The 25,107-nt window shown below is 71.3% G+C and carries 21 protein-coding genes; 5 read left to right on the top strand and 16 right to left on the bottom strand.

Annotated features, from left to right (window positions below):
* From ACWD4O_RS39580 to ACWD4O_RS39565, 4 genes are all read right to left on the bottom strand, one after another.
* Nucleotides 1-377: oxidoreductase (locus ACWD4O_RS39580; protein WP_451287794.1), on the bottom strand; the 377-nt coding region annotated here is incomplete at its 3' end.
* An 86-nt stretch (nt 378-463) separates the two neighbouring features.
* A complete protein-coding gene (locus tag ACWD4O_RS39575) occupies nt 464-976 on the bottom strand; it encodes a MarR family winged helix-turn-helix transcriptional regulator (protein WP_451287792.1) in 513 nt (170 codons plus the stop codon).
* Nucleotides 977-1,209: 233 nt separating this feature from the next.
* The gene (locus ACWD4O_RS39570; protein WP_451287791.1) at nt 1,210-2,688 is read right to left on the bottom strand and encodes an alpha/beta hydrolase domain-containing protein; all 1,479 of its coding nucleotides are present in this window, start codon (nt 2,686-2,688) and stop codon (nt 1,210-1,212) included.
* 13 nt (nt 2,689-2,701) lie between these two features.
* Nucleotides 2,702-4,324 (bottom strand): GMC oxidoreductase, encoded by a 1,623-nt coding sequence (locus tag ACWD4O_RS39565; protein WP_451287789.1) that lies wholly within the window; start codon nt 4,322-4,324, stop codon nt 2,702-2,704.
* A gap of 351 nt (nt 4,325-4,675) precedes the next feature.
* Here ACWD4O_RS39565 and ACWD4O_RS39560 point away from each other — a divergent pair, with 351 nt between their 5' ends.
* Entirely contained in the window at nt 4,676-5,308 is a 633-nt protein-coding gene (locus ACWD4O_RS39560) for a helix-turn-helix domain-containing protein (RefSeq protein ID WP_451287788.1), read from the top strand.
* 282 nt (nt 5,309-5,590) lie between these two features.
* Here ACWD4O_RS39560 and ACWD4O_RS39555 read toward each other — a convergent pair whose 3' ends face one another.
* Nucleotides 5,591-7,264, bottom strand: coding sequence for an acyltransferase (locus tag ACWD4O_RS39555; RefSeq protein ID WP_451287786.1), 1,674 nt, complete (start codon nt 7,262-7,264; stop codon nt 5,591-5,593).
* 278 nt (nt 7,265-7,542) lie between these two features.
* Between ACWD4O_RS39555 and ACWD4O_RS39550 the strand changes: the two genes are divergently transcribed.
* On the top strand, nt 7,543-7,947 hold the full coding sequence (locus tag ACWD4O_RS39550) for a hypothetical protein (protein WP_451287785.1): 405 nt from the start codon (nt 7,543-7,545) through the stop codon (nt 7,945-7,947).
* Between the two features lie 118 nt (nt 7,948-8,065).
* On the opposite strand, the gene ACWD4O_RS39545 is transcribed toward ACWD4O_RS39550, so the two are convergent.
* The 3 genes from ACWD4O_RS39545 to ACWD4O_RS39535 all read right to left on the bottom strand — a co-directional run bounded on the left by ACWD4O_RS39545 (nt 8,066) and on the right by ACWD4O_RS39535 (nt 12,724).
* A complete protein-coding gene (locus ACWD4O_RS39545) occupies nt 8,066-8,977 on the bottom strand; it encodes a TIR domain-containing protein (RefSeq protein ID WP_451287784.1) in 912 nt (303 codons plus the stop codon).
* Between the two features lie 7 nt (nt 8,978-8,984).
* On the bottom strand, nt 8,985-10,541 hold the full coding sequence (locus ACWD4O_RS39540; RefSeq protein ID WP_451287782.1) for an eCIS core domain-containing protein: 1,557 nt from the start codon (nt 10,539-10,541) through the stop codon (nt 8,985-8,987).
* Between the two features lie 275 nt (nt 10,542-10,816).
* Complete coding sequence (locus tag ACWD4O_RS39535; protein WP_451287780.1) at nt 10,817-12,724, bottom strand: SMI1/KNR4 family protein; 1,908 nt, start codon at nt 12,722-12,724, stop codon at nt 10,817-10,819.
* A 227-nt stretch (nt 12,725-12,951) separates the two neighbouring features.
* On the opposite strand from ACWD4O_RS39535, the gene ACWD4O_RS39530 reads away from it, so the two are divergent.
* Nucleotides 12,952-13,725, top strand: a complete 774-nt coding sequence (locus ACWD4O_RS39530; RefSeq protein WP_451287779.1) for a hypothetical protein — start codon at nt 12,952-12,954, stop codon at nt 13,723-13,725.
* Between the two features lie 31 nt (nt 13,726-13,756).
* On the opposite strand, the gene ACWD4O_RS39525 is transcribed toward ACWD4O_RS39530, so the two are convergent.
* The 3 genes from ACWD4O_RS39525 to ACWD4O_RS39515 all read right to left on the bottom strand — a co-directional run bounded on the left by ACWD4O_RS39525 (nt 13,757) and on the right by ACWD4O_RS39515 (nt 16,573).
* A complete protein-coding gene (locus ACWD4O_RS39525) occupies nt 13,757-15,283 on the bottom strand; it encodes a protein kinase domain-containing protein (protein WP_451287777.1) in 1,527 nt (508 codons plus the stop codon).
* Nucleotides 15,284-15,419: 136 nt separating this feature from the next.
* Nucleotides 15,420-15,848, bottom strand: a complete 429-nt coding sequence (locus ACWD4O_RS39520; RefSeq protein WP_451287775.1) for a VOC family protein — start codon at nt 15,846-15,848, stop codon at nt 15,420-15,422.
* A 158-nt stretch (nt 15,849-16,006) separates the two neighbouring features.
* The gene (locus ACWD4O_RS39515) at nt 16,007-16,573 is read right to left on the bottom strand and encodes a hypothetical protein (RefSeq protein WP_451287773.1); all 567 of its coding nucleotides are present in this window, start codon (nt 16,571-16,573) and stop codon (nt 16,007-16,009) included.
* A 117-nt stretch (nt 16,574-16,690) separates the two neighbouring features.
* Between ACWD4O_RS39515 and ACWD4O_RS39510 the strand changes: the two genes are divergently transcribed.
* Nucleotides 16,691-17,404 carry a hypothetical protein gene (locus tag ACWD4O_RS39510; protein WP_451287771.1) on the top strand — a complete coding sequence of 238 codons (714 nt, stop codon included), beginning with the start codon at nt 16,691-16,693 and terminating at the stop codon, nt 17,402-17,404.
* 91 nt (nt 17,405-17,495) lie between these two features.
* Nucleotides 17,496-17,651, top strand: a complete 156-nt coding sequence (locus ACWD4O_RS39505) for a hypothetical protein (protein WP_451287769.1) — start codon at nt 17,496-17,498, stop codon at nt 17,649-17,651.
* Nucleotides 17,652-17,657: 6 nt separating this feature from the next.
* Here the strand turns inward: ACWD4O_RS39505 and ACWD4O_RS39500 are convergent, their stop codons facing one another.
* From ACWD4O_RS39500 to ACWD4O_RS39480, 5 genes are read right to left on the bottom strand one after another with little or no spacing between them, the layout of a single operon-like run.
* Nucleotides 17,658-18,428: an ECF transporter S component gene (locus ACWD4O_RS39500; protein WP_451287801.1), complete on the bottom strand. Its 771-nt coding sequence runs from the start codon at nt 18,426-18,428 to the stop codon at nt 17,658-17,660.
* Between the two features lie 50 nt (nt 18,429-18,478).
* Nucleotides 18,479-20,131: an ABC transporter ATP-binding protein gene (locus ACWD4O_RS39495; protein WP_451287767.1), complete on the bottom strand. Its 1,653-nt coding sequence runs from the start codon at nt 20,129-20,131 to the stop codon at nt 18,479-18,481.
* Nucleotides 20,128-21,267 (bottom strand): energy-coupling factor transporter transmembrane component T, encoded by a 1,140-nt coding sequence (locus ACWD4O_RS39490; RefSeq protein WP_451287765.1) that lies wholly within the window; start codon nt 21,265-21,267, stop codon nt 20,128-20,130. The genes ACWD4O_RS39495 and ACWD4O_RS39490 overlap by 4 nt, the downstream gene beginning before the upstream one ends.
* A 5-nt stretch (nt 21,268-21,272) precedes the next feature.
* Nucleotides 21,273-22,175 (bottom strand): hypothetical protein, encoded by a 903-nt coding sequence (locus ACWD4O_RS39485; RefSeq protein WP_451287763.1) that lies wholly within the window; start codon nt 22,173-22,175, stop codon nt 21,273-21,275.
* Entirely contained in the window at nt 22,172-24,832 is a 2,661-nt protein-coding gene (locus ACWD4O_RS39480; protein ID WP_451287799.1) for a prenyltransferase/squalene oxidase repeat-containing protein, read from the bottom strand. Before ACWD4O_RS39480 ends, ACWD4O_RS39485 begins: the two co-directional genes overlap by 4 nt.
* Nucleotides 24,833-25,107 lie beyond the last annotated feature (275 nt).

Here is a 25,107-nt window from a genome sequence, read left to right as displayed (position 1 = left end):
GCGGCCACCACCGAGGGAGCCACGGAGCTCACGCCGTCGGGCAGCAGACTCGGGTGTCCGATGCGGCCGGTGTGCATGAGCTGGGCGAAGATCACACCGCCCTGCTCGTGCACGGCGTCGGTCACCCGGCGCCAGGCCTCCACCTGCGCGTCGCTGTGCAGACCGGGGGTGTTGGGGTAGCCCTGTCCCACCACGCTGGGCTGGATGCCCTCGGAGACGATCAGGCCTGCCGACGCCCGCTGGGCGTAGTAGACGGCCGTCGCCTCGGTCGGCGCCTGACCAGGGCCGTAGGCGCGGCTGCGCGTCATCGGCGACATGACGATGCGGTTGTTCACGGTGACGCCGGCCAGGTTGAGCGGCTCGAATGCGGTGGTCACGGGATCTCCAAAATATGGTCGACCAATGAATCCCTTCCGACTATACATTGGCCGACCAAGGAAGCCGCTTCGAGGGTAGCCCGGCGTCAGGCCGTGGAGGAGTCGTCGGTGCTGCCGTCCGTGGGCCGCGGGGTCATGAGGTTCGCCTCGATCCGGGCCAGTACCTTCATGGCCTGGCGGTACTCCGCTTCGGTGAAGCCGGCCGCGGTGACCTCTTCCAAGTCGCGCCAGGCCTGCCTGACCCTGTCCCGCAGGGCCTGGCCGGCGCGGGTGGCGCTCACCACGACGGCCCGGCGGTCGTTCGCGGAGGGCTTGCGGGTGACGAAGCCGGACTGCTCCAGACGCTGGAGCATCTTGGTCACGGTCGACGGATCCAGGCCGAGCATCTTGATCAGGTCCGCCTGACGCTGCTCCCCGCGCTCCCACAACTGCATCATCAGCAGCTCCTGGCCGGTGTACAGGCCGGTGTCGCGCAGCAGACTGCCGGCCATGATCCGATGGACACGGGCCGCACGGAAGAGGGCCTCGCTCATCGGAGCGTCGGCGACGGTCGGTACCGCCTCTTCGCTCCCCGGTACCGAAACGGATTCCCGTGGCATGGCTGTCGATCCTCCTGGCAGTTGGGCCCGTCCCCGGCAGCCCCGGCCGGGTAACGCTCACCCGCCATTGTATTGGTCAGCCAACGGAATCCACTGTGGGGCCGACGCGGTGATGCCGGTTCGGGCCCGCGCGACTTGTCGCACGGGCCCTCCCGGATGACCGGATGACCACTCGGACTCACGCCCGCCATGCTTCGCGGGCGGGCTGACTGCCGGTAGGCACCGAGGGCGTGTCAGCCGCCGATGCCGGACCGGACGGCCGCCCTGACCAGCTCGGCCGCGTCGGCCGGGCGGATGAATCCCGCGGCAACCCCGTGCGCGGTGGCGGCCGTCCACTGGCGGACGAACGCGGCGTCAGTGGGATACAGGGCCGTCAGTTTTTCGCCGGTGAAGGGGGTCGTCGTACCGAACAGGAAGCAGAACGACGCCCCGGACTGCCCTAGACCGGACAGCGTGGCGACCGGTGCGTCGACCGACGGTGTGCGGATCCCGCCCTCGACGTTTCCGTGGGCGTCGAGGACGAAGGCGGGTGCGGAGCCGGAGGTGTCCACCTGGAGGCGGGGCGCCCTGGCCGGCGGGACACCGGTCGTCACCCAGCGGTTCAGTGCGAACTCTGCGGTGTCCAGGACGTAGTGCGCCTGGCCGGTGTTGATCGGCGAGCCGCAGCCGGGCCGGGTCGGAGGGCTGAGCATGGCGTTCAGCCCCTGGAGGCCCGCGGCGCCGCTTCCGTCGTCGACCGTGCCGAGGCCGATGTAGGCGTCGGCGTGCGAGGTGCCCGCCATCTCCCAGAGTCTCAGGCGTGCGGAGTCGTCCTGCCGGGCCGACAGGGATCCGAGCGCGATCACGTCGGTCTCGGCCTGCACGACGAGCACCGGTGCGTCCAGGTCCGGGCGGAGACGGACGGCCGCCGGGGTCGGGACGTCCTCCTGGGGAGCCTGCGACAGCGGCGCGCCGGTGTCCCGCCGGCTGTGCACGAGGAACCCGTCGTACACGGACACCAGCGGCTGGATCGCGTTGATGTACGTGGTGAGCCGGAACGCCGACTGCGACTCGCCGTTGGCCAGCACGGTGCGGGGGCGGAGCCCGTCGAGGACGGTGGCGGCGGAATCCCGTACGGCCTGGCCGGCCTGGCTGAAGATGTCGTACGAGTAGCTGTCTCCGGGGTGGGACAGGTCCGCGTAGCGCACCGGGTCTGCCGTCTCCGTGGCGGCCGCTCCGGTGGCCTGGGCGGAGACGCCGACCCAGGCGTAGCCCTCACGGATCAGTTCGTTGTGGGCGTAGATCCACTCCGGGGCCGCGTCCACCCCGCCGGTGACGTTCAGCCATTCCACTACGACGGTTCCGTTGAAGCGAGCCGGATCGACGGGACGGTTCACGACGACTCGCGTGGTGTACGGGGCGGTGCTCGCGGGCGTCACCTGCCAGCGTCCGTCGGAGTCGAGGGGTGCTGTCGGCACGTAGGACTCGGCGTTCCCGGAGAGGAAGAACTCGGACTGCGTGTATCCCACGCTGCCGAGCTCGAACGCCGTTGCCGCCAGCACGACGGCACCGTTTCCGCCCGTCACCGGGCCGGTGACCGTCGGGCTCGCCGCCGTGCGAGCGGCTGGTTCGGCCTGCGCGGAGGGTGCTCCGAGCAGAAGCGGCAGGGTCAGCGCGGCTGCCGCTAAAAGGCGGGGGCGGACTCGTGCCGCCCAGGTGAATTTGATGTGCATGACATCTCCTGCCTCAGAAAACGCGGCCGACGTCCTGGCGGACGATGGTCTGCATGCTGTGTTCGGCGAGCGCGGCGATGGTCATGGAGGGGTTGCAGGCGCCGGTGGAGCCGGGGATGCGGGCGCCGTCGAGGACGTAGAGGCCCTTGTGGCCCAGGACGCGGCCGGTGAGGTCGACGGCGTCGCCCATGGGGACGCCGCCGAGGGCGTGCCAGGTGGAGGGCGCGCTCGCGTTGGTGTCGATCATCATGCCGCCGCCGGCCGTGGCGATGGCCCGCATGCGGGTCGCGATCAACGCCTGCAGCTCCGCCTCCGCCGCGGCGGGCCAGGTCAGGACGGCGTCGTCGGTGTCGGCGTCGTAGGCCCAGGTGCCCGCGCCGTCGACGATGCCGAAGCCGACGACGGTCAGCGCCGTGACGCCGGCCCGCTGGATGGGTGATCCGGCGTGGATGACGGTGAGCGGGATCGAGCTCGTGGGGTCGGTGCCGCCGATGCAGGCCGGTCCGCCCTGCTGGGTGCCCGCGTCGCCGGACGGGTTGATCCAGGCCCAGATCCGGTCGCCGTTGTTGCCCCACTGGGTACCGATGGCGTCCGGCAGGTCGGGGATCAGGTTCTTGGCGCGGGACTTGACCAGGAGGCGGGTGGTGCCCGGGGAGCCGGCGTTGAGGAAGACGGCGTCGGCGGTGATGCGGATCTGCTCCTGCACCGTGCCGCCGGTGTCGATGCGGTCGACCGACAGCACCCAGCGCTTGTGCGCGTCCATCGCGATGTCGCGCACGACGTGCAGGGGCGCCACCTCGACCAGGCCGGTGGACTCCGCCTGCGCCAGGTAGGTGACGTCGATCGAGTGCTTGCCGCCGTTGTTGACGCCGAAGGCGATGTCGCTGGTGGTGTACGTCGGCTCGTACTGGCCCGTCAGCTCGCCCCTCGCATAGCTCCAGTCGATGGGCAGCGGCACCTTGAACGGGGTCAGGCCCGCCGTCGGGGCGATCTCCTGGAAGAGACGGGAGGACTTGTACGGGTCCGAGGCCAGGATGTCGTAGGGGACGGTCGAGATGCCCAGCATCCGGGCGACGGTGGGGTAGGCCCACAGGTTCAGGTCGTCGTAGAGGCCGGCCGCCACTGGCATCGACCTGGCGAAGTCGGCCTTCGTCGGCTGGAGGGTCATGCCGTGGTACATGATCGAGCCGCCGCCGACCGCCGCGCCGACCATGGCGGTCATGCCGTTGCCCACGACGGGTTCCAGTACGCCGGTGTAGGGCTCCCACGTCTGGGTGCCGCCGCCGACGACCGCGTGGTCGGTGAGCCAGGCGGAGCGGTTGTCCATGTTCTCGAAGCGGCAGAACGTGGTGGCGTTCGGGCCGGTGCGCCAGCGCAGGCCCCGCTCCAGGACCAGGGTGGACACCCCGGCCCGGGCCAGCCGCAGCGCGGTCACGCCGCCGCCGAAGCCGGTGCCCACGACGACGACCCGTGCGCGCCGCTCGGTCACGGTTACCGGGGCCGCGGACGTCGCGGACGACGCCTGGCCGGCGCCGGCCAGGGATCCGCCGAGGGCGGCCGCACCGAGGGCCGCCGCACCGAGCACCTTGCGGCGGCTCACCCCGGAAGCGAGGTGGGGGGAATGACTGTCGGACATGAGACTCCCGTCGGGAGGGGCCCTTCGTGGCCGCGGGCTCACGAGGGCCGGACTGTGGGGGGGCGAACTCATCGGCGGCTGGGGTGGCTCGCACTCCGCCGACCCGGGCCCGGAACAAGGCAGCGATGGCCTGCTCGTCGCAGTCGGCCGCAAGCAACCGAGATTGGCGTGTTCATGAGGAAGTTGAAACGCCCGTCACCGTAGCACCGCCTGTCGCACTGCGCCATAAAGTCGCAGCGCGACATGAACTAAGATCAGCGCAACCGTGTCAAGGAGGGGTGCATGGGCGGTCAGCCCGGTAGCCGCACTGGGCGACCACCGTTGACGGAGCGGCGCCGCGAAGCGACGCGCATGGAGATCGCCGACGAGGCGGTCCGGCTCTTCGTCGCCCAGGGCGTGGCGGCGACCACCGCGGAGGACATCGCCTCGGCCGCCGGAGTGTCCACGCGCACCCTGTGGAGGTACTTCCGCTCCAAGGAGGAATGCGCGCGCCCCCTGCTCACAGCAGGCCTGGACTTGGTGACCGAGCGCCTACGGGACTACTGGAGCGGAGGCAGCTCGCTCACCGGGGCCATGCCGAGCGCCGACGATCCCGGTGTGATCGGCGCGCGGCCCCTGGAGTCCCTGCGGGATCTCGTACGTCTGAGCCGTGCCGAGCCCGGGCTGCGCGCCGTCTGGCTGGAGACGCACTTCGACGCCGAGGCGGTGTTCGCCGCAGCGATCGCCGCAGGCACCGACCGGCCCGAAACCGACCTCGCCGTCCGCCTGGAAGCGGGCATGTTCAATGCCGCACTGCGCATCGCTGTCGAGGACTGGGCCCTCCAGCCCGACCGGCCGGGCAGCCCGCCGCTGCGCGAATCCCTCGCCCAGGCTCTGCACGTGATGACCGAGCTCATCGATTCCGAGCGTTCTCCGGCTCCCGGGCGGCGGATGATGCGCTTCCCAACCAAATCGAGCGCGCGGCCGCCGAACTGGCCGGGTTGATGCGCGGGCGCGCGGGGACTGCCGTCCGGACGACGTCCGACGACACCGCCGTCGTCGTGCCGTTCGCACAGCAGCTCGAGGCAGTGCGACCCGCCTGAGGCGCAACACGAGGAGGCATCCCCTACGCAACCGTGCGCGTCTGCTGGAGACCGCGGCCCGGCTGGTGGCCGACGCCATTCCCGACCGGTCCGCCGCCGCTCGGCCCGGGTGGCGGAGCCTGCTGGAGATCGTGAAGAGGTCGGGGGGACAGGCCCCGACGGCCCTGGCACCGCCTGAAGCGGGTCAGTGGTTGAGTCGGGGCGGCTCCGGGCGGTGGACGCCGCGCGGGCGGTAGCCGAGGTCGTCGGATCGGCCCAGGAGGTCGGCCAGATACCAGACGATGGCCAGCCACATCTCGGTGCCCTGAAGGCCTGGCTCCAGCCCGGGCCCAGCGGTGCCGGGACCGAAGCCGAACCCCTTGCCGTCGTGCCAGCGGGACAGGGCCGCCGTCAGCTGTCCCTCGGCCCAGCCGCGTATCTCGGCCGTACGGTAGCCCTCTCCCCCGGTTCCCGTCCCTAGCTGCCGGGTGCACAGCCGCAAGGGGTGGGCGACATCCAGCACATTGCAGGCGTTCTCCCGCCCCGACCCGAAGTACCGGGGGTCGCGGGCGTGGTCCAGGACCGAGTCCACGACCCGTTCCGGATGCGGGACCGGCAGCCCGAACTGGGCGAACGAGCCACGCGTCAGCCGGTAGTAGCCGTTGACGACCTGCAGTCGCCCGGCCTCGGCCGACGGGCTGCCCCACATGCCGCTCCAGGGATCGTTCCGGGTCGACAGCCAGCCGAACAGCGCCTCCAGCGCGCCGCTGTCACGCTCGCCGTGCCGCAGGTTCCAGCGAGCGGCGGTGGCCCAGGCGTCGATCCAGGCCCCGGCCCCCCACGCGCCGTCCTGCCACGGCAACCCTTTCAGGCGTGCGACGAGTTGAGGTGCCGTCATCTCCCGTACCTCGCGCACGGGATGGGGGAAGGAGGAGCCCAGCAGATCGAGCGCGTACCCGACCGACAGGATGTGGTACAGCGCTTCCCCCTCGCCGACGAAGCCGACGAAGCCGTCGGCGTCCGCCGTCGGAAGCGGCTTGCCGAGCTCCGGCACCAGGCCGGTGTCCGGCTCCTGGAGCGAGCCCAGTCGTCGCACATGCTCGGCGGCGGACAGTTGCTCTGGCGCCGAGCTCAGCAACAGGTCGGCGATCTCCACGGCGTCGCAATGTGCCCGTACGGTGGGCGCCGCACCGGGGCGGTCGACGTAGTGGCCGCCGTCCCAACAGCGGGCGATGATGTCGGCGGCCTGGGCGCGGGCGGTGTCGGCGAACCGGGCGAGGGGGCGGCTCTGCGGTGCCGGCGCGGCGGGGGCGCCCCGCCGATCGCGCAGGGGGCGTGCCGGGTTTCCCGCGGCCATCGTCCACGCCGGAAGATCCTTGGTCACCACCGCTCCGGCGCCGATGACGCAGTGGTCGCCGATGGTCACCCCGTCCACCACGACCACATGGGATCCGATCCACACATCGTCGCCGACCTTGATCCCACTGCTGGTGAGCGGCTGTTGGAAGACCGGGCGGTCAGGAGTCATGGAGTGGTTGAAGCCGAGCAGTGAGGTGTGTGCGCCGATCCGCACGCCGTCGCCGAGGACGACCGTGCCGCGCACCGTGGTGAAGGGGTTGAGCGTGCAGTCCGAACCGGTGGTCAACTCTCCGGTGACATAGGCATGAGCGGCGATGTAGGAGTCGTCCCCGAGCCGCAGCCGGTCGGGGAACACCGCCGCGGACTCGGCGACGTAACACCGTTCCCCGATTTCGCTGTCCCCGGCGATCGCCTCCTGCCGCTCCCGCTGGGCAAGCCGTTGGTCCTCGCTCGCGGACTCGGCGAACAGCCAAGGACAGTGGTCGAAGTGCTGTACGAGCACCTGCTGTTGCTGATCCATGGAGCGAACGCTAGGCAGAGGAACGCCCGTGCGGGAAGGGCCGGGTGGTGCGCAGGCCCATGCCCCGCCCCTGGGTCTCGCTCCCGGCGACCGGCCCCGCCGCCTTGGATCTTTGATCCGGGAGGCCCGTGGTAAGACTGCTGATCGCTGCCGTCCTTACCTACGACGTCTAAGATGCGGCGGCTGCTCCAACAGGACCCGGACTCCTCGGTGGCGTGGTCGGCAGCAGCATCGGCAGGGGCGGGCGCATTGGGGACGGGATCGAAGGGCGGTTGCAGATGAGGACCTGGCTGGAGGGGCTGTTCAGAAAGGGGCGGCCCCGCACCGCGGATGACACCCCGCTGCAGAGCCGTGCCGAGATCTCGCCCGAGGAACGGGCGGTTCTGCTCGTCGGAATCCTCGACGACCCCGGGGCGCGCGAGGACGAGAAGTCCGACGCGGCCATGGACCTGGAGTTCTTCTCCGGCCCGCTCGTCGAATCGTGCCTGATCCGGATCATCCGCGCCGAGGGGTTCACCAGTGTGCTGGCCCAGGAGTGTGCGGAGTCGCTCGGCGGAATCTGGGCCAGGACCGGCCAGGTGGACGTGGCCTTCATGGCGGAGTTGCGGCGTGCGGCGAAGAACGAGGTCTTCGGCATCCTCGGCGCCCGCGCCCCGCACCTGCTGCCCCCTGGCACACGCTAGAGCTGCACTCCGCATTCCGCAGTCCGCATTCCGCTCTCTGCATTCCGCGTTTACGACACACCCTCCGGCAGGACTCTCGCGCCTCGCCGACCCGACCCGCCCCGCCCCAGCCCGACCGCTACCCGCCAGGCCGTTCCAGGGTGAGCCGGTAGTGCCGCGGGTCGGCGATGCCGTGCAGGTCCACGGCGGTCAGGGAGCGGTCGTCGCCGCCCAGGAGCTGGAGATGCCGCAGCTCGCGCACCGGACGCAGCCCGAAGGAGGACTCCAGTTGCAGGTCGAGTCGGCCCTCCGTGCGGAAGTACCACCACCGGCCGGTGACCCTGCCCTGCAGACCTGCTCGTTGGTGGGTGCCTGTGAGGATGCCGCCTTCGACGGAGTCGTGCGGCGACGCCGCGTCCGCCGACGGGGTGAGCTCCACCTCCAGGGACTCTCCGTGCTGGGCGTCGCTCTCGATCCTCCAGTGACCGGACTCCACGGCCCGGGCCGTCTCCGCATCTCCCCCGGAGCCGTCACCGGATTGTGGGTCGGCGGGCGAGGTGCCCAGGAGGCGGTGGACCGCGGCGACCGCCTCCTGGTCGTCGCTGCCCGGTGGGAGCTGCTCCACCTGGCCCTGCCCGGGGGGCGGGGCCGTCGTGTCGAGTGGCCAGACCAGGAACGGCTTGTCGAACGAGGCCGCGTACTGGCACTGCTCCTGGACATGGGGATCGTCGGCCGCGTCCCGGGACCACAGGAGGAGGAACAGGTCGCAGGCGCCCAACTCCTGGAGCACCGGCTCGGACGGCAGGCCGGTGCAGTCGTCGCGGGTCTCGTCCAGGGCGGTCCGGGCGCCGTCGGCGCGCAGTCGGCCGTCCAGGGCGGCGGCCCGGTCGGCGTCTGCGGGCGCGTAGGCGAGGAAGACCCCCGGGGACGCCGCCCGTCGGGAGCCGTCGCGCCCGTCGTCGTATGCCGTGCCGTGCTTCTCGTCGCGCTCGTTGTCGTGTTCGTTGTCGTGTTCGTTGTCGTGTTCGTCGCTGTGCTCGTCGTCGGGCATGGGGGTCTCAGGCCTCCGCGTCGTACGTGTCTGTCTCTTGGCTGTGGTACCAGGGGGCCTGCGAGTTGTAGGAGGCGAGGTAGTAGTCCGCCGTGCAGGTGAACGTCGCCGGGAACAGCTGGTGCGCCCGCTGCCTCAGGATGTTCATGGCCGCAAGCTGGTTGGCCAGTCCCGACTTGTCCTGCTTGTTCACCGGCTTGGCCGTCTCCTCGTCCACGAGGTCCTGGGCCGCTTGGAGGTTGTCCTGCAGGAACTGGGGCCATTGTGCGGGATTATTGCTGTACGTGTAGTTGGGGGTGACCCGGTACTGGATCATCTTGGGCCACCTGAGGCCGGGGTTGTGCAGTGGTGCCGCCGGGTCCATGACGTGGGTGACGGTCGGGTGCGTCTGCTTGTACGGTTTCAGGGCGGCCTGGCTCGTCTGGGTCCCCTGGACGCTCTGCACCCCGGCGGCCCAGCCGATCTTGCCGTCTCCGAGGTTGATCGGCGGGTTGGCGGCTATCCACTGCTCGTAGTTCGCGGCGAGTCCATGGGTGCCGCTCTGCATCGAAGAGCGGATGGGCCGTTCGACCTTGTTGAAGTGCTCCTGGGTGTTGGACCGGGCGGAGCCCATAAAGATGTTCGAGGCGGTGTCGTTGGCACCCGCGACGAAGTCGCCGTTGATCGCGTGCATCGCCGTGGCAACGTTCTGCTGACCATTGGCGCGCACGAGGTTGACGTCGGCGGCCTTCATGGTGGTGATGTCCGCCGGCTCGCCCGGCGACGAGCCGCCCCCGGTGTTGCTGAGCATCCGCTCCAGGAACAGCCAGTTGCCGAGGGTGCCGCCGCCGGGGTACACCAGGCCTGCCCCTTGCAGCGCGTCGGTATTGATGCCGCCGAGTGCCCCGGCGGAGGGCGCCATGTTGGTGAACGGCTGGAAGACCGCCGCCCGCTGCAGCACGGGGTCCCCGGACTGCGGGCCCGCGCCATGGTTGTGCCCGTCCCCGTGGCTGTGTCCGTCCCCATGGCCGTGCTCGCGACCGGGCGAGTGCGCGTGCGCGTGCTCCTTCGCCGGTTCGCCCGCGGTCGTGGCGGGGCCGGCATCGGTCACCGCACTGCGCATGACCCGGACGGCGTTGGCCTCGGCCTCACGCTCGAACCGGTCGGAGGGATCGGAGACCCTGAGCCCGGAGCCGTTGTCGGTGCCCGCGACGGGTCCTTGGCGCTGCTGGATGACATGGGTGAGCTCGTGGGCCAGGGTGTGCCGGTCACCGCCGCCCTCTCCGATGACGACGTGGCTGCCGGAGGTGTAGGCGCGAGCGCCGACCTCGGCGGCGGAAGCCCGAGCGGCACTGTCGTCATGGATGCGGACGTCGGAGAATTCGGCGCCCAGCCGGCCCTCCATCTCGGAGCGCACCGCAGCGTCCAGCGGACGGCCAGGTGTGTGCAGGACGTTCTGCACGGTCGAACGCTGCACCGCGGGCGGCGGCCCCGCCGCGCCGACCCGCTCCCCCGGTCCTCCCGCCCCTGCCTGGCGGAGCATCTGGACCACGGCCCGGTTCCCCGCGGCGGCCTGCAGCGCCATCAGGCCCGACAGCGATGTCCGGCCGCCACCGCGGGATGAGCGGGCCGGCGTACCGGCCCGTCCGGCAGCCTGGGTCCAGACATCGTCTCGAGCATGCAAAAGGGGCCTCTTCCCGCGTAGAAACAGCAACCCTCCCTGCATACGCGCCCTGCGGCCGCGGCGCCAGGGACCGAAGGGCAGACCCATGTGCCCCAATGATCATTTGGCACTGGCGGACCGAGCCACAGCCCGGCGGACGTCGGCCGGCCCGCCCGCCGCCGGGTCCCTGCCCCAGTTCAGGGCCGGCGTCGCCCGAAACCGACGTAGGCGTAGGCGAACCCCTCGCCCTCGCGCGGCGCCCGGGTCCACGACCGGGTGGTGAAGGTGCGGAGCCTGCCCTGGGTCAGCGCGAAGCGGGGAAGCGACAGCCCGAGTTCGGCGTGCAGGGCCTCCAACACACGCAGTTCGCCGTCCAGTTCACTTCCCTCCGCGCGGAACAGCAGTGCCGGGTCCAGGGCCTCGGGAATCGCGCCGGAGCGCTCGATCTGCGTACCTCGCACGGTGAACGCGTAGAGCTCCTCGCCCTGTTCGGCCACCGACAGATGGAACGCGGCCGGGCGGCCGCCCGGTGACGAGTTCCTCGGATCTCGCCACACCACCACCGCACGGCCGGACGCGGAGGCGGCCGCAGCGGGGGAAGAGAACAGCTTGCTCAGCTGGCGGGAGTCGCCGTCGAAGGCGAAGGCCCACGCCTCGGCGGTGCGGCCGACGGCGACCAGGGCCCGGTCCTCCCAGAGTTCCACGCCTTCTCGCTCGTGGGGCTGGGGCGCGCGCCGGGACGCCTGGCGCAGGTCCATGGGCGCGCTCAGTTCGGCGCCTTCCTCCCCTATCAGAGCGGGCAGATCGGCGGGATCGATCCCCTCGACCCAGACACAGCGGTATCCGTCGAGCGGCCGCCGGTCCGCCGCGGGCTCCGTCAGCCAGGCGAGGCCGGGCGGGTCGAGATCGGGCTCCGGCTCAGGAGCGGACCCCGCTTCCCCGGACCGCGGCGTCGCGAGGATCTCCCGCCCACGCTCCGGGGTGATCAGCGCACCCAGTACCGGATCGGCGAGCAGGCCGATCGGGGCGATCAGCGAGGGCCCGGGCGCCTCCCACAGCGGAAGCGCATCGCGCAGCATCCGCCACGCGGCGTCGGTCGCCCCCCAGCCGGCCGCCTCCCGGGCCTCGGAGACGGCCCGGCCCCATGGCCCGGGAGGCGTGTAGCGGTGGACGCCGTCCCGGATCGCGCCCAGCACGGCCTCGACGGTCTCCCGGGCGACCCCGCGCGCGGCCATCATCCCGAGCCAGTGCTCGTCCCCGCCCAGCCGCCATTCGCCGCGCGCCGGCGTCATGGCCTGCACAGGCAGGATCTCGGGCAGGTAGCGCGGGTCGGCCACCAGGCTGCCGTAGTCCCGGGAGTTGCGCGGGGCCAGCAGATGCCGGAGCTGATTCAGCAGGACGGCGCTGTGCGGCCGTCCGAACGACAGCGCCTCCTCGAGCAGGGACAGGGCCTCCTCGTGGCGTCCACGCAGGGCCAGCAGACGGGCCTCCTCCACATGGGCGTCCTGGGCGAGCGTGGTCGCGTTCACGAAGTCGGCTCTCTGCGCCCGGTCGGATTGGAAGCCGCGGTACATGGCCTCCATGTACGCGCGGAACGACGGGTAACGGTCGGGGTATTCACCGCCCCAACCCTTGTAGACGTAGAGCGCCCACTCACCGTCCTGGTCGGTGTCGCCCGGGTCGAGCAGGGCGTACGACATGTCGGAGTCCGTCTCCAGCCGCAGCGCCCGCCGCCACATCCCGGCCAGCAGGACCTCCTCCTCGCGCGGGTCGTCGCCCAGACTCTCCTCGTACAGCGGGGTCATGTCGAACGGATCCCCGAACCAGCCGATCTCCGCGACGCCGCCGAGCCAGTAGATCCCGGCCGTCTGATCCACGTGCCACCCGTCGCTCACGGCCAGGAACTCCCGGTACGAAGGCGGCAGCCGCCGCCCCAGCCGCTCCTCGGCCGCGGCGATCGCCGCCTCGACCGCCCCGGGCCTGCCCAGGTGGACGCCCGACTGCCCGCCGTCCTCGTCCTCATCCTCATCCTCATCCGCGCGCGGAACCCACTCGTCCTGCCAACGTCCCAGGAACTCGTGCCAGTTGAAAGAATCGCCGCTCATGGCCGCATGGTGCCATCCGGCACCGACAACGGCCCGAAGCAGGAGGAAGTCGTGGCCGGCCACGCCGATACCCGGCCTGAGCGGAAACGCGAACCCGGCCCCGGCCGGTTGGCAGCCGGCTCCGCATGCTGTCAGTCGGTGTGCCTACTGTTGGTCCCGACTCTGTCTTCAGGCCGCGGGCACCGTTCGTCGTGCACGCGGCCGCACTTCTTGGGAGCCCGCACGTGATGTCCGCCCTCTCCACCCCCGCCGTCGGCGACGACTGGGAGCGATCGTTGACCCAGGCTTTCGGCGTCCTGCTGGGCCGCCCGCTCTCGGACTTCGACCCCGGTGCGGAGTACGCGGCCTACTACAGCGGCAACTGGCTCTACGAGACCGGGTCCAACACGGATCCCGCCTGGCTGGAGCCGGCCGCCCTCGCCGGCCGGGAGACGAGAACCGACGAGAACCTGCTGCTGCTCGACGAGGTGGGCTACCCGGAGCTGCGGTTCGACGCAAGCCGGTCGCTGTTCGAGATCGACATCTACGCTGCGGAGTTCCCGGCCGCCTTCAAGGAAGAGCTGGCCACTGTCGATCTGGCCGGTTCCGGCAGACTGCCGGAGGTCCGAGGCATCGATCTGGCACGTCTGACGGCACGTCACGGGGTCGACCTCACGTCATCCGGTCCGCCCGCGAGCGCATGGTGTCTGACGCAGGCCAGGATCGTCTCGGACGGCACCCTCCTCGATGCCCTGCGGGCAGCCACCGGCATGGGCCATGGCGGCCCCGACAGCCTCGTGCCGAGCGGGAAGGCGGACGCGGAGACGGAGGCCGCGATCGCGGCCGTGGAGCACCCGGGCATCCGGGCGCACCTGCGTGCGTTCTGCGACCCCGCCTCGGACGACATCGCCCTCTGTCTCTACAGCATGCGCAAGTCCTGGGAGGAGAACGGTCCGCTGGTGGCCGAGTGGCAAGGAGCCGTCGACCAGTACGAGATCACCGTGCAGCAGGTCAGGGCATGACGCCCGCCAATCGTTTTCGCCCGCTCGTGCCTCACGACCGGGGGCGGAAGTAGGCCTCGGTGGATTCCTTGCCGACGACAGTGGCAACGCAGCGATAGACCCGCAGGCCGTCGGCGTACGACAGCTGTGACGGCGGCACGATGTCGATGGTCCAGTCCGCGAGGGCGATGTCCTGTGCCTTGCCGAGCCGGGACTTGGCCAGGACGTCGCGTGAGCAGACTTTGCGCACGGTGGGGTGGCGGGCCAGCTCCCGCTGGTTGATGGTCATGCCGTCGGCGGGCAGCGGTGCGATGGCGAAGGTCTCCCAGGGGTGCTCGACCAGGCAGTCGGAGCGGTTGACGGTGACCATGCCCGAGATGGCGACGATGCCGCCCCAGCACTCCGCTGTCTCGGTGCAGCGCGCGTCGGCCCCGGGCACCGCGGCCGCGGGGCAGTCCTCGGTGGTGGTCGTCACCCTGAAGTCGATGGCGGCGGAGGTCGGCGTGGCCGACTGCGAGGCCTGCGACGTCGTGCTTCCGGCGGAGCCGTGGGCGGATCCCGTCGACGCCGAACCGCTCCCGTCCGCGAGGACCGCGGTGACCCCGACCACCGCCAAGGCTGCGGTCGCCGCGAGCGCGAGCACTGTCGATCGCCGTCGGCCGCCGCGCCGTTCGGCCCCGGGCACGGTCGGCGGCAGCACGGGGACCGACCCCGGAGGCGTGGCGGGCAGGCCGGTCGAGGACGACGTGCTGTGCGGTGCGTGCAGGTCGGCCGCGGCCAGGGCGTCGCGCAGGGCCTCGGCACTGGCCGGGCGGTCGGCCGGATCGGCGGCCATGGCTTGCCGCAGGACTGCCATGAGCGCCGGGGGCACACCTGGCACGTCGGGCAGCGGCCAGGTGTGCCGCACGATGACCTCGGCGAGACTGAGGCTGCCCTGTTCGGGCGCGTGTGCCGGGCGGCCGTGCAGCAGGGCGTAGACGGTCGCGCCCAGGGAGTACACGTCCCCCGCGGGCGTGGGATCGGCCAGGCGGAACGCCTCCGGCGGGGCGTACGCGGGTGTCAGCGCCTCACGGGTGACCGAGAGTTCCTGACCGGGCCGAGGCATCGCGGCAAGTCCGAAGTCGGCCAGGGCGACCTCGCCGTACTGGTTGACCATGATGTTGCCCGGCTTGATGTCACGGTGCAGCACTCCGGCGGCATGCGCCGCGGCGAGCGCGTCGGCGATGCGCACGCCGATGCTCCGCGCCTCCTCGACGCGGAACGCCCCCTGCTTGTACAGCCGGTCGCCCAGCGATCCTCCTGGGCACAGCTCCAGCACCATGTAGGGCCGGCCGTCGGCGAGGACTCCGGCGTCATACACCGCCACCACATTCGGATGGCCCGACAGCTGGCCGGCCGCAGTGACCTCGCGCAGGAACCGCTGCCGGTCACGCGCGACCGCCAGCACACGGCTGTCCACCTTCAGCGCGACCTCCCGTCCGACCGCCAGTTGGCGCGCCCGGTACACGGTGGCGAATCCGCCTTGGCCGAGGACTTCCAGAACCTCGTATCCGGACAGGCCCAACAGTTCGGAGTGCATGGCGCTGACACCTTCAGGGGGACGGGGAGGAGAAAGGACAGGACGGCGACTGTAGCCCGCCCCACTGACACGGGACCTGGGCCCCCTACGACAGGGGAGGGTTCGCATGTGCGGCACAGCCGGGCCCGGAGAACGCTCAGTCGATACAGAACTCGTTGCCCTCGATGTCCAGCATCGGGATGCACGAATCCTCGCCGTCGTACAGCGTTCGCACGTGTACCGCGCCGAGCGGGACCAGTCGTGCGCATTCGGCCTCGAGCGCGGCGAGGCGTTCCTCCCCGACGAGTCCGGTGCCGACCCGCACATCCAGATGCACCCGGTTCTTGGCGGCCTTCCCCTCGGGGACGCGCTGGAAGTACAGTCGCGGGCCGACACCTGAGGGATCACTGCAGGCGAACCAGGAGTCCCGCTGCTCAGGTGGCTGCGAACATCTGAAATCGTCCCAAGTGGCAAACCCCTCCGGTGGCGGCGGTACGACGTACCCCAACACCTCGCACCAGAACCGAGCGAGGCGCTCAGGTTCCGCGCAGTCAAAGGTGACTTGGAACTTCTTGATCGCTGACATCGGCGCAACATACCAGGGGGGCTCGGGCGCCAGGAGTCAGGAATCTCCGGCGGCGTACGCGGCCATCGCCTGAGGGCGCCCGGCAGCCCGTAGCCCATCACCAGCAGGGGCAGGTACCTCGACAGCTCCCTGCCGGCGGGCAAAGGGTACGGCCGGCGTCAGGACATGTAGGCGAGGAGCCCGATCTCCGGTGCCAGCGCCCCGGGCTGTGCCAGGGACCGGAAGTCGGCTTCGACCGCCGCCAGGTCGAGGGCGCCGGCGCGTACGGCGCGGTACCGGACGATCGACCAGACGAAGACGTCGAGGTTGTCGTACTGCGTGTCGGCTTCGATGACCTGCTCTTCGTGGAACCAGACCGCGATCCGACCGCTGGTGAGGACCACGTAGTAGTTGCCCCCGCCGTCGGCGCCGAGGGACCACACGTCGTCGCTGGAGAGCTTCGTCGCATAGTCGGAGTCCAGGATGTCGCAGTCGTTGGCTGCGAAGTCGAAGCCGTAGGACCAGTCGTCGATATCCGTGAAGTCCGCCATGGTTCCCGATCGGACCTTGCGGTCGAACGCGGCCAGCGCAGTCGCGGCGTCCTGCGGGAGCTTCGCGAGGAACGGTTCGACGGGGCGTACCGACGCCGAGATGTCCACCCGCGGCTCGTCGGGGAACCAGCGCGCCAGTTCGGCGTCCAGATCACGATCCACGTACCCGGTCAATTGATCAACAGTGAGTGACATGCGGTGAGACTAGCCGGGGGAAGGCGACCGAGGACTCCCACCAGAGTGTCAGTGGGGGCTGGTTGGATGCGGGCATGCGCGGTTGACCGGCCCGTCGTTCGAAGCAAGGAGAATCCGATGTCCGAGCATGAGATCGAGGACCTGGTCGCGGACTCGGTCATCGTCCTGGACGGCCACACCGAGCCGCACGACCCGCGCGTCCGCGACTGGTTCGCGACCCTGTACGACTTCCAGAGCGGCTACGACTGCTCGTTCACACACTTCCGCGTGATGGACGTCCTGCTGCGCCGCGGCTACACATACCGGTTCCCGGTCGACCGTCACCCCGACCACGCCGAAAGGTCCGGGTACTTCGACGCGCTGACAGAGTTCACCGGGCTGCGCACGTTCGACGAGGAGTCCCCCGACTTCGCCGGCTACGAGTCCTGGCTCGAGGACGGCTACGTCGACCCCCCGTTCCTCTACTGCTACGCCGGCACCGAGCTGTGGCGGCGCATGGCCGCCGCCGGTGAGCTCCACGGTCCCGACGCCGCCCCACCCCGCCGGACCCCGCTGATCGAAGTGGTCCGCGAGGTCGCCGTCGCCGCGGAGCAGGAACAGGACCACGAACTCATCGGCATGTGGTACGCGTTCGGCTGCGACACTCTGCTCCGCGGCCCCGCAGGCTGTCCCTTCGACGTCACCGAACTCGCCGAAATGCCTGCCGTGCAGGATCTGCGCGCCGTGGTCCGCCGCACCGGGGCCCTGCCCATCGCGCAACGGTCGCCCTACGCCGTCCCTGTGGAGTTCGCCGATCACCACGATCTCGAAGCCTGGTGGTGGCAGCTGTAGGCCGGGCCGCTCAGTTCACCCCACCGATCACGGCCTTTCCCTCGGCGGCGGCCGCGAAGAACGGGCACCCGCGTCGCAGCAGCGTACTGCCGTGGCCGACCGCATGGTCGTCGTGCGCGGCGCGGCCGCGGGTGGCGCTGCTGGGCAGCGCGCCCAGCGCCGCGGCTCCGTCATCGGCGCGTTGCGCACCCGCTGCATGGAAGCAGGCCTCCTGCGCCCGGACGTCAGCACGGCAACGCCGACCTGACGCTGGTCAGCGCGGTTCGGACGCAGCCGGTCGAGTTGCGGCGAAGCGCACCGGGGCGCGGAAACGGGCCCTGCGGGCCGCCCGTCGGAAGGTGGTCAGGACCGCCGGTCCGGCCAGCAGGATGCACACGAAGTTGGTGACGGCACGGCCGGTGTCCCAGCCCAGCGAGGTGGCGATGTCGAAGGCGATGTAGCGCTGCCACTGCTCGGTGAAGGGCAGGCCGGGCAGATAGGCGAGGGAGCTGTTCGGGTCGACGGAGAACGGCCAGAAGGAGAGGTTGAGGAGGAAGCCGAACAGGTAGCCGGAGAGCGAGCCGTAGACGGCCAGCATGAGTACCTCGCGGCGGCCGCTCGCCCGGGGGAGGAACCCGGCGAACATGCCTACGAACGCGCATCCGAACATCTGGTACGGCATCCAGGGGCCGACCCCGCCGGTGATGAGCGCGGAGGCGAACAGCGAGGTGCAGCCGAGGGTGAAGCCGAACCCGGGGCCGTAGACGCGTCCGGCGAGGACGAGGACGAAGAAGACGGTCTCGATGCCGGCGGTTCCGGCGCCGAGGGGGCGCAGGGCGGCGTTGACGGCGGACAGGACGCCGAGCATGGCCAGTGCCTTGGAGTCGATGCCGCCCTCGGCGATCTCGGACAGTACGACGCACAGGACGAGCAGGAGCAGGACACCGAAGACGATCGGGGGTGCGTAGTTGGAGCCGAAGGTGCCCGGGGCGACGACGAACGGCCAGAAGAACGCCACCAGTCCGAGGAAGGCGGCCAGTGTCATCACGATGGCGACACGAGAGGTGAGGCGGATGGCCGCGGTCGCGCGTGACGTCACAGGGCCGTCCCCTCGCCGCTCGCCGTCGGCAAGGCGTCCATGACCTGTCCGACCGTCAGAAACGAGAGCGGGGCGAGGATCTTCGCCGTCTGCGGCGCGAAGACGGGTGAGGAGACGATGACGTCGGTGGTCGGCCCGTCGGCGACGATGTCCCCCTCCGCCATCACGACCACGCGGTCGGCGGCCCGGGCGACGAACTCCACATCGTGCGTGGAGATCACGACGGCCCTGCCCTCGGCCGCGAGGGCGTCGACGATGCCGATCAGGGCGGTCTTCGCCCGGTAGTCCAGACCACGGGTCGGTTCGTCCAGGAACACCACCCTCGGTGCGGCCGACAGCTGGACGGCCAGGACGAGGGCGAGCTTCTGCCCTTCCGACAGGTCGCGGGGATGCGTGGCGTCGTCGATGCCGGGCGCGAGCCGGTCCAGGATCGCGCGAGCGCTGTGCTCCGTACCTGATTCCTTGTCGGCCTGGTCGAGTTCCTGTTTGACGCTTTCCAGATAGAGCAGATCGGCGGGGGTCTGGGGCACCAGGCCGACGAGAGTGCGGGCTCGGGCGGCGGACACCGTGTGGGGATCGACGCCCGCGACGCCCACCGTCCCGGCGCGGCGCGGGCCGGAACCCTGCAGAGCCCACAGGAGGGAGGACTTGCCGGAGCCGTTGCGGCCCATCAGGGCCGTCACCTCGCCCGCGTGCAGATCGAGGTCGACTTCCCGGACCGCCGGAACGCTCTTGTAGGTGACGGTGACGCCCCGTGCGGTGAGCAGGCGCGGGCGGTCCTCCGGCGGGTACGGGCGGTCCCCTGGCGGGTACGGGCGGACGGGAGCCGGGGCACGGTCGGCCAATCGTGCTCGCAGGGGTGCGGCGGTGCGGCGGGCATCGCGGATGGACAGCGGGAGAGGAGACCAGCCCGCGGCGCGGCCCAGCTCCACGATCGGCGGGGCGATCGTGGACGTACGGAGGATGTCGGAGGGTGCGCCGATGCGGGCGTGGCCGTCGCCGGGCAGGTGGAGAACGCGGTCTGCGTACTGGACGACGCGTTCGAGACGGTGCTCGGCCATGAGGACGGTGACGCCGAGGTCGTGGACGAGCCGGGTGACGGCGGCGAGGACCTCCTCGGCGGCCGTCGGGTCGAGTGCGGAGGTCGGTTCGTCGAGGACCAGGACCCGGGGGTGGGCCGTGAGGACGGAGCCGATCGCGACGCGCTGCTGCTGGCCGCCGGAGAGTTCGTACAGGGCGCGGTGGCGCAGGTCGGCGAGACCGAGCAGGTCGAGGGTCTCCTCGACGCGCTTGCGCATGGTGGCCGGTGGTACCGCCAACTGTTCCATGGCGTAGGCGAGTTCCTCCTCCACGGTGTCGGTGACGAAGCCGTCGATCGGGTCTTGGCCGACCACTCCGACGACGTCGGCGAGCTCGCGGGGCGGGTGGTGGGCGGTGTCGCGGCCGTCGACGGTGACCCGGCCGTACAGTGTGCCGCCGGTGAAGTGCGGCACCAGCCCGTTGACCGCGCCGAGGAGCGTGGACTTGCCGACGCCCGTGTGTCCGACGACGAGGCAGAGTTCGCCCTCGTCCACCGTGAAGTCCGCGTCGCGGAGGGCGGGTTCGGGCGCGTCGTCGTACTGGATGGTGACCTGGTCGAAGGTGATCACGGTGCTCCAGGTGGGGGTGCGACAAAGCCTGCCGTGCCGGCGAGGAGGATCGCGGCGGTCGGCACGAGCGGCAGGTCGGGCCAGGTGAGCGGGTAGAAGGTGGGGTTGAGCTGGGCGGGGTCGTAGCCGAGGTTGCTCAGGAGCAGGACGGCGGACAGGACCCCGCTGCCGGCGACCGCCCACTCGGGCAGGCGCCAGGGGTCTGGGCGGTAGGTGGTACGGGTGACGCGCCGGCCGCCCAGTCGCAGGCCCGCCACGCACAGCGCCGCGCCCAGTCCCATGGCGGGCAGGCCCAGGAAGGCGGGCGCGGTCGCGTCCAGCAGCCCGTACGCTCCGGCGCACAGGCCGCACATGCCCAGCAGCATCAACGCACCCGTGATCCGGCGGGAGTTGCGGGTGGCGGTGCCCGCGCGGCCGTAGCCCCGGGAGTCCATGGCGGCGGCCAGTCGCAGTGAGCGTTCCAGGGCGTCCTCCAGGACCGGGACCACGATGCCGCGCAGTGCCTTCATGCCCTGTGTCCGTCCGGCGCGCAACTTCCTTGCCCTGGCGACGCGTTGCACGCTCTGCACGAGCTGGGGCGCCACGCTGATCGCGACCGTGACGGCGACGCCGAGTTCGTACAGGGCTCCGGGCAGAACGCGCAGCGCGCGCTTGGGGTTGGCGAGTGTGTTGGCGGCGCCGATGCAGCACAGCATGCACGCCAGCCGCAGCCCGTCCGTCGCAGCCGACAGCAGCGCCTCCAGGGAGACCGGACCGCCGATCTCGATGCCCGCGTACCAGTCGGGGGTGGGGAGGCGCGGGAGGGAGAACAGGAAGTGGTCGCGTGGGGTGATGCCGGTGGCGAAGACGGCGCGGAAGACGACGCGGATCGCCACGACCGTCAGGGCCAGGTACAGGTAGTACTTGAAGCCGCGCGCCCAGGGCGCCTCCGTGCGGCGCGCGGTGACGACGTACCCGAGGACGGCGAGGACGAGGAACAGCAGCAGCGGATTATTGGTGCGGCTGACGGCGGTGGCCAGGGCCAGGGCCCACACCCACCAGGCCATCGGGTGCAGGATGCGCGGCAGCCGCCGCCCGCCCGAGTCCGGTGCCGGGCCGGGCCCGGTGGTGGGCGCCTTCACGGTCGTACGGGCCATCGCGATCACTCGGTACGACGGCGTCGGCGCGCCACGAACACCGCCGCACCGCCGATCAGCAGGACGAGCGCGGCACCGGTGACCACGGGCGTGATCGAGCCGGCGTCGTGCCGGGCGTCGGCGGCGGGGGCGGCGTCGACGACGGTGGGGCTGGAGCGGGGCGGCGCGACGGCCGACGGGGTTCTCGCGGCGCCGGTCGCCGGGCTGGGTGTCGGCGAAGGTGATGTGCTCGGCTTGGGCTTCGTCGGCTGCGGCTGCGGCTTCGGGGACGTGGTCTTCGGCTGCTCGGGGGCCGGGCCGGTGTCGGCATCCGGCGGCGGCGCGGGGGCCTTGTCGGTGGAGGCGGGCTCTCCCGCCTCTCCTTGCGGGCGGGTGTTGTGGGCGCGCAGCTGGTCGGGGGTGACCCTCGGCCGTCCCTCGGTGCCCTCGATGTCGGTGCCGCCGAAGATCCACAGGTCGACGCTGCCCGGCCTGGGCTTGTAGAGCATCGCGCCGAGTTGGCTGTAGCTCCAGTCGTTCGCACCCGGATCGGCGTGCCAGTACGACCAGTAGGCGGAGGCGGGAGGCGTGAGGACACAGTCGTCCTCGGCGGCGGTCGGATACTGCTGGCCGCTCCGGTGACCGCTGTAGCCGATACGGCAGATGAACGCCGGGCCGTCGTGTCCGGTGCCGGTGGTGCGCCAGCCGCCCTGGTTGAGCAGCTCGTAGCCGGTGGTCGGGGTGGTCCCGCAGGAGCGGTAGATCGGGCCGCCCCAGTAGCTGAAGTCGACGGCGAGCACCACACCCGTGGAGGTCGTGCAGCGGCCCATGGGCTGCGGGGCGGCTGCGGCCGGGGCGGTGGTCGCGGCGAGGGCGGCAGCCGTCACGCCGAGCGCGCCCGCCGTACGCAGCAGGGGTGCGAGGATCATCGTCGGCTCCCCGCGTCGGCCCTGCGGCGGGTCACGACGACCGTGCGCCATCCCGCGAGCACCAGCAGCGCGGCGATTGCGGCGAGGGCTCCGGCCTGGGCGCCGGTGGAGGCCAGAGCGCCACCGCCTCCGTCGCCGTCTCCACCGCCACTCGTGTCACCGGGGGTGACGATGTCCGGCGCGCTGCCGCTCGGACTCTGCGTGGACGTCGGCGTCGGCGTCGGCTGCGGTGAGGTACCCGCGAGACTCCGCTCCAGCTCGGCGAAGGAGATGCCGGTCGAACCGCCGACCGCCTGGGTGGACGCCCGCAGGTCGGAGCCTCGCTGGCCCTCCTTGGCCACGTTGAACCCACCGTCGGAATTCTGCTGCGAGGCCAGGAACTTCCGCGCCTTGCCGATCTCCTCGGCGTATGTGACGGCGTCCAGCGACAGGCCCTGGACGGCGAGGGCGGCCGAGTTGACGGAGTCGCCCGCCGCGCCCGGGAAGCCGCCGTCCGGCAACTGCTTGCCGGCGAGCCATGCAAGAGCCTTGTCCACGGCCTTGTCGGTCGCGTCGCCGCCGGCCAGGTCGAGGGCCATGGCGGCGATGGCGGTGGAGTCGACGTCGGAGTCGTCCGTGGCGGGGATCAGACTCGGCCAGGCCCCGCCGGCCTGCTGAAGGCTCGCCAGATAGGCGAGCGGCTCCGCCGCCTTCTCCCCCGCGCGCAACTGCGCGATGACGGCGAGGGATTGGGAGAACACCGAGGGCGCGTAGGTGTAGGCGCCCTTGGCGGCGCAGGAACGGTCGGGGGACGTGCTCGCCTTCGTGCATACGGCCTTGTCGAGTGCGCCGATGAGGTCGTGGCCGGCGAAGTCGCGCGGGTCGCGGCCGACGGACTCGGCGAGCAGCGCGAGCTTGCCGAGGGAGCCGCCCGCGGCGTAGGCGGTGCCGATGCCGGTCCAGTCGTCGACGGTGCGGGCCTCGCCGTCCTTGCCGCCGTGGTCGAGGAAGTCGACGATGCCGCGCAGCTTGGCGTTGTCCAGGCCGGTGGCGGCGAGCGCGTAGGCGCCGTCGATGGTCAGGCCGAAGTCGGCGCGGACCGTCCCGGGTCCGGCGGTGTAGTACTGGCCCTGCTTGAGGTTGGCGGTGCTGGTGAGGTAGGAGACGCCCTTCTTCAGGTCGGGGCCGTCGTAAGGGGTCGGCGTGGGGGTGGGTGTGGTGGGCGGTCCGGTCGGGTCCGTCTTCTTCGTGGTCAGGGTGACCAGGCTGGTGCCGGCGCCCGCGAGGACGGCGGCCGGGGTCGGGTACACGGCCGGATCGGTGGCGCCCTCCTCGAAGCCGAAGCCGCCGCCGTCGAGCTGCTGCCGCGAAAGCCAGCCCACGGCCGCGTCCGCGCGGTTTGTGTCGCCGAGGGCGCGCAACGCCTGGGCGGCACAGGCGGTCGCGTACACGTTGCCGGTGGTGGATCCTGTGTAGCCGGAGAAGGCGCCGTCCTGGCGCTGGGACTTCGTCAGGTAGGTGCGGGCCTTCGTCACGGCGTCGTCGTGGCCGCCCGCCTTGTGCAGTACCAGGGCGACGAGCCCGGTGGTCGCGGGGTCGCCGTCGCAGTACTCGCCGGGGCGGATGAGGATGCCGGTGATCCCGCCGTCGTTGCACTGGAGTCGGGTGAGGCGATCCACGGCGGCGGTCGGTGGCGTCGCCCCGGCGCGCAGCAGTGCCAGTACGGACAGTGCCTGGCCGTCGGTGTACGTGGCGCCCCGGAAGTCGCCCTTGGCGGTGCATCCGGGGGTCGGCTCACCGGATTCGGGGCCCGCCGTGCACACGTTCTTCGTCAGGTCTCCGACGAGGTCGTGGCCGCCGAAGGCATGCGGATCCTGCTCGGTGATCTCCGCGACGAGGGCCAGACGGGCCGCGGCTGTCGCGTCGGGGGCCTGGTCGGCGCCGTTCGGGTACGCGTGGTCGCCGGTATGGGCAGCGAGGAAGGCGACGACCTTGTCGAGGACGGCGCTCTTGCCTTCGGTGGCGGCAAGGGCGTACGCGGTCTCGGTGGTCAGCAGGTGGTTGGGGGTGTCGGCGCCGTCGTCGACGATGCGTTCGCCGTCGGTGAGGCGGCCCTTGAGCCAGGCGGCTGCAGCGGTCAGGTCGACCTGGCCGGGTGCGCCGGTGGGCGTGCCGCCCGGGTCGGGGGTGCCGGTGCCGCCGGCGCGGACGTCGTCCGGGCCGAAGGCGGGCTTGCCCGTGCTGCCGCCGACGTCCGTGCCGCCGTAGACCCAGGCGTCGACGTCGCCGTCCGTCAGCTTGCGGTCCATGGCGCCGTACTGGCTGTAGGTCCACTCGTCCTGGCCCGGCGAGGCGATCCAGTACGACCAGTAGGCGGTGGCGGGCGAGGTCAGGACGCAGGACTCCTTGTCCGCGGTCGGATACTGCGTGCCCGAAGTGCCCTTGCCGATACGGCAGATGAAGCCGGGGCCGTCGTGCTGCGTGCCGGTGGTCGTGAAGCCGCCCTCGTGGAGCAGCTCGTAGCCGGTGGCGGGGGTGGTGTCGCAGCCGCGTTGCACCGTGCCGCCGAACGGCCCGAAGTCGACGGCGACGATCGCGCCCTCGGTCGCGGTGCAGTCACCGACCGGGTCGGCTGCCGCCGGGGCGGTCGTGGTGAGGAACGTCACGCAGGCGGCCATCAGCACCAGGAGGGCCGCGGCAAGTGCCGTCCAGGGAGCGGGTCTTGTGCCCGTCAACCTGTCTTTTCGCTCTTCGGTGCGCACCGCGGCCCTCCTCCGTCCCCTGTCCGGCGCGGGACGGAAACGTGGCTGAGGGCCCTCGCGGCGCAAGGGAGTTCCCCGCGTACGAGAGTTGATCGCACCACGCCGTAGTCCGCGACGGCGTCTGTTGCTGTTGAACGCTCGCTGTTGAACGCTCCAGGCATTCCGGCTCGCCCGGCGGTGCCGGGCCTACG

This window comes from Streptomyces sp. NPDC002623 (assembly GCF_053592635.1).
Note: the sequence above shows the minus strand (reverse complement) of the source record. Positions and strands in the feature narration are given on the sequence as shown.

Bases quoted from the DNA above. Each gene is read 5' to 3' on its own strand.
- ACWD4O_RS39575 (WP_451287792.1), bottom strand. From the start codon at position 976: ATGCCACGGGAATCCGTTTCGGTACCGGGGAGCGAAGAGGCGGTACCG.
- ACWD4O_RS39570 (WP_451287791.1), bottom strand. From the start codon at position 2,688: ATGCACATCAAATTCACCTGGGCGGCACGAGTCCGCCCCCGCCTTTTA.
- ACWD4O_RS39565 (WP_451287789.1), bottom strand. From the start codon at position 4,324: ATGTCCGACAGTCATTCCCCCCACCTCGCTTCCGGGGTGAGCCGCCGC.
- ACWD4O_RS39560 (WP_451287788.1), top strand. From the start codon at position 4,676: ATGGAGATCGCCGACGAGGCGGTCCGGCTCTTCGTCGCCCAGGGCGTG.
- ACWD4O_RS39555 (WP_451287786.1), bottom strand. From the start codon at position 7,264: ATGGATCAGCAACAGCAGGTGCTCGTACAGCACTTCGACCACTGTCCT.
- ACWD4O_RS39550 (WP_451287785.1), top strand. From the start codon at position 7,543: ATGAGGACCTGGCTGGAGGGGCTGTTCAGAAAGGGGCGGCCCCGCACC.
- ACWD4O_RS39545 (WP_451287784.1), bottom strand. From the start codon at position 8,977: ATGCCCGACGACGAGCACAGCGACGAACACGACAACGAACACGACAAC.
- ACWD4O_RS39540 (WP_451287782.1), bottom strand. From the start codon at position 10,541: ATGGCGCTGCAGGCCGCCGCGGGGAACCGGGCCGTGGTCCAGATGCTC.
- ACWD4O_RS39535 (WP_451287780.1), bottom strand. From the start codon at position 12,724: ATGAGCGGCGATTCTTTCAACTGGCACGAGTTCCTGGGACGTTGGCAG.
- ACWD4O_RS39530 (WP_451287779.1), top strand. From the start codon at position 12,952: ATGTCCGCCCTCTCCACCCCCGCCGTCGGCGACGACTGGGAGCGATCG.
- ACWD4O_RS39525 (WP_451287777.1), bottom strand. From the start codon at position 15,283: ATGCACTCCGAACTGTTGGGCCTGTCCGGATACGAGGTTCTGGAAGTC.
- ACWD4O_RS39520 (WP_451287775.1), bottom strand. From the start codon at position 15,848: ATGTCAGCGATCAAGAAGTTCCAAGTCACCTTTGACTGCGCGGAACCT.
- ACWD4O_RS39515 (WP_451287773.1), bottom strand. From the start codon at position 16,573: ATGTCACTCACTGTTGATCAATTGACCGGGTACGTGGATCGTGATCTG.
- ACWD4O_RS39510 (WP_451287771.1), top strand. From the start codon at position 16,691: ATGTCCGAGCATGAGATCGAGGACCTGGTCGCGGACTCGGTCATCGTC.
- ACWD4O_RS39500 (WP_451287801.1), bottom strand. From the start codon at position 18,428: ATGACACTGGCCGCCTTCCTCGGACTGGTGGCGTTCTTCTGGCCGTTC.
- ACWD4O_RS39490 (WP_451287765.1), bottom strand. From the start codon at position 21,267: ATGGCCCGTACGACCGTGAAGGCGCCCACCACCGGGCCCGGCCCGGCA.
- ACWD4O_RS39485 (WP_451287763.1), bottom strand. From the start codon at position 22,175: ATGATCCTCGCACCCCTGCTGCGTACGGCGGGCGCGCTCGGCGTGACG.
- ACWD4O_RS39480 (WP_451287799.1), bottom strand. From the start codon at position 24,832: ATGGCCGCCTGCGTGACGTTCCTCACCACGACCGCCCCGGCGGCAGCC.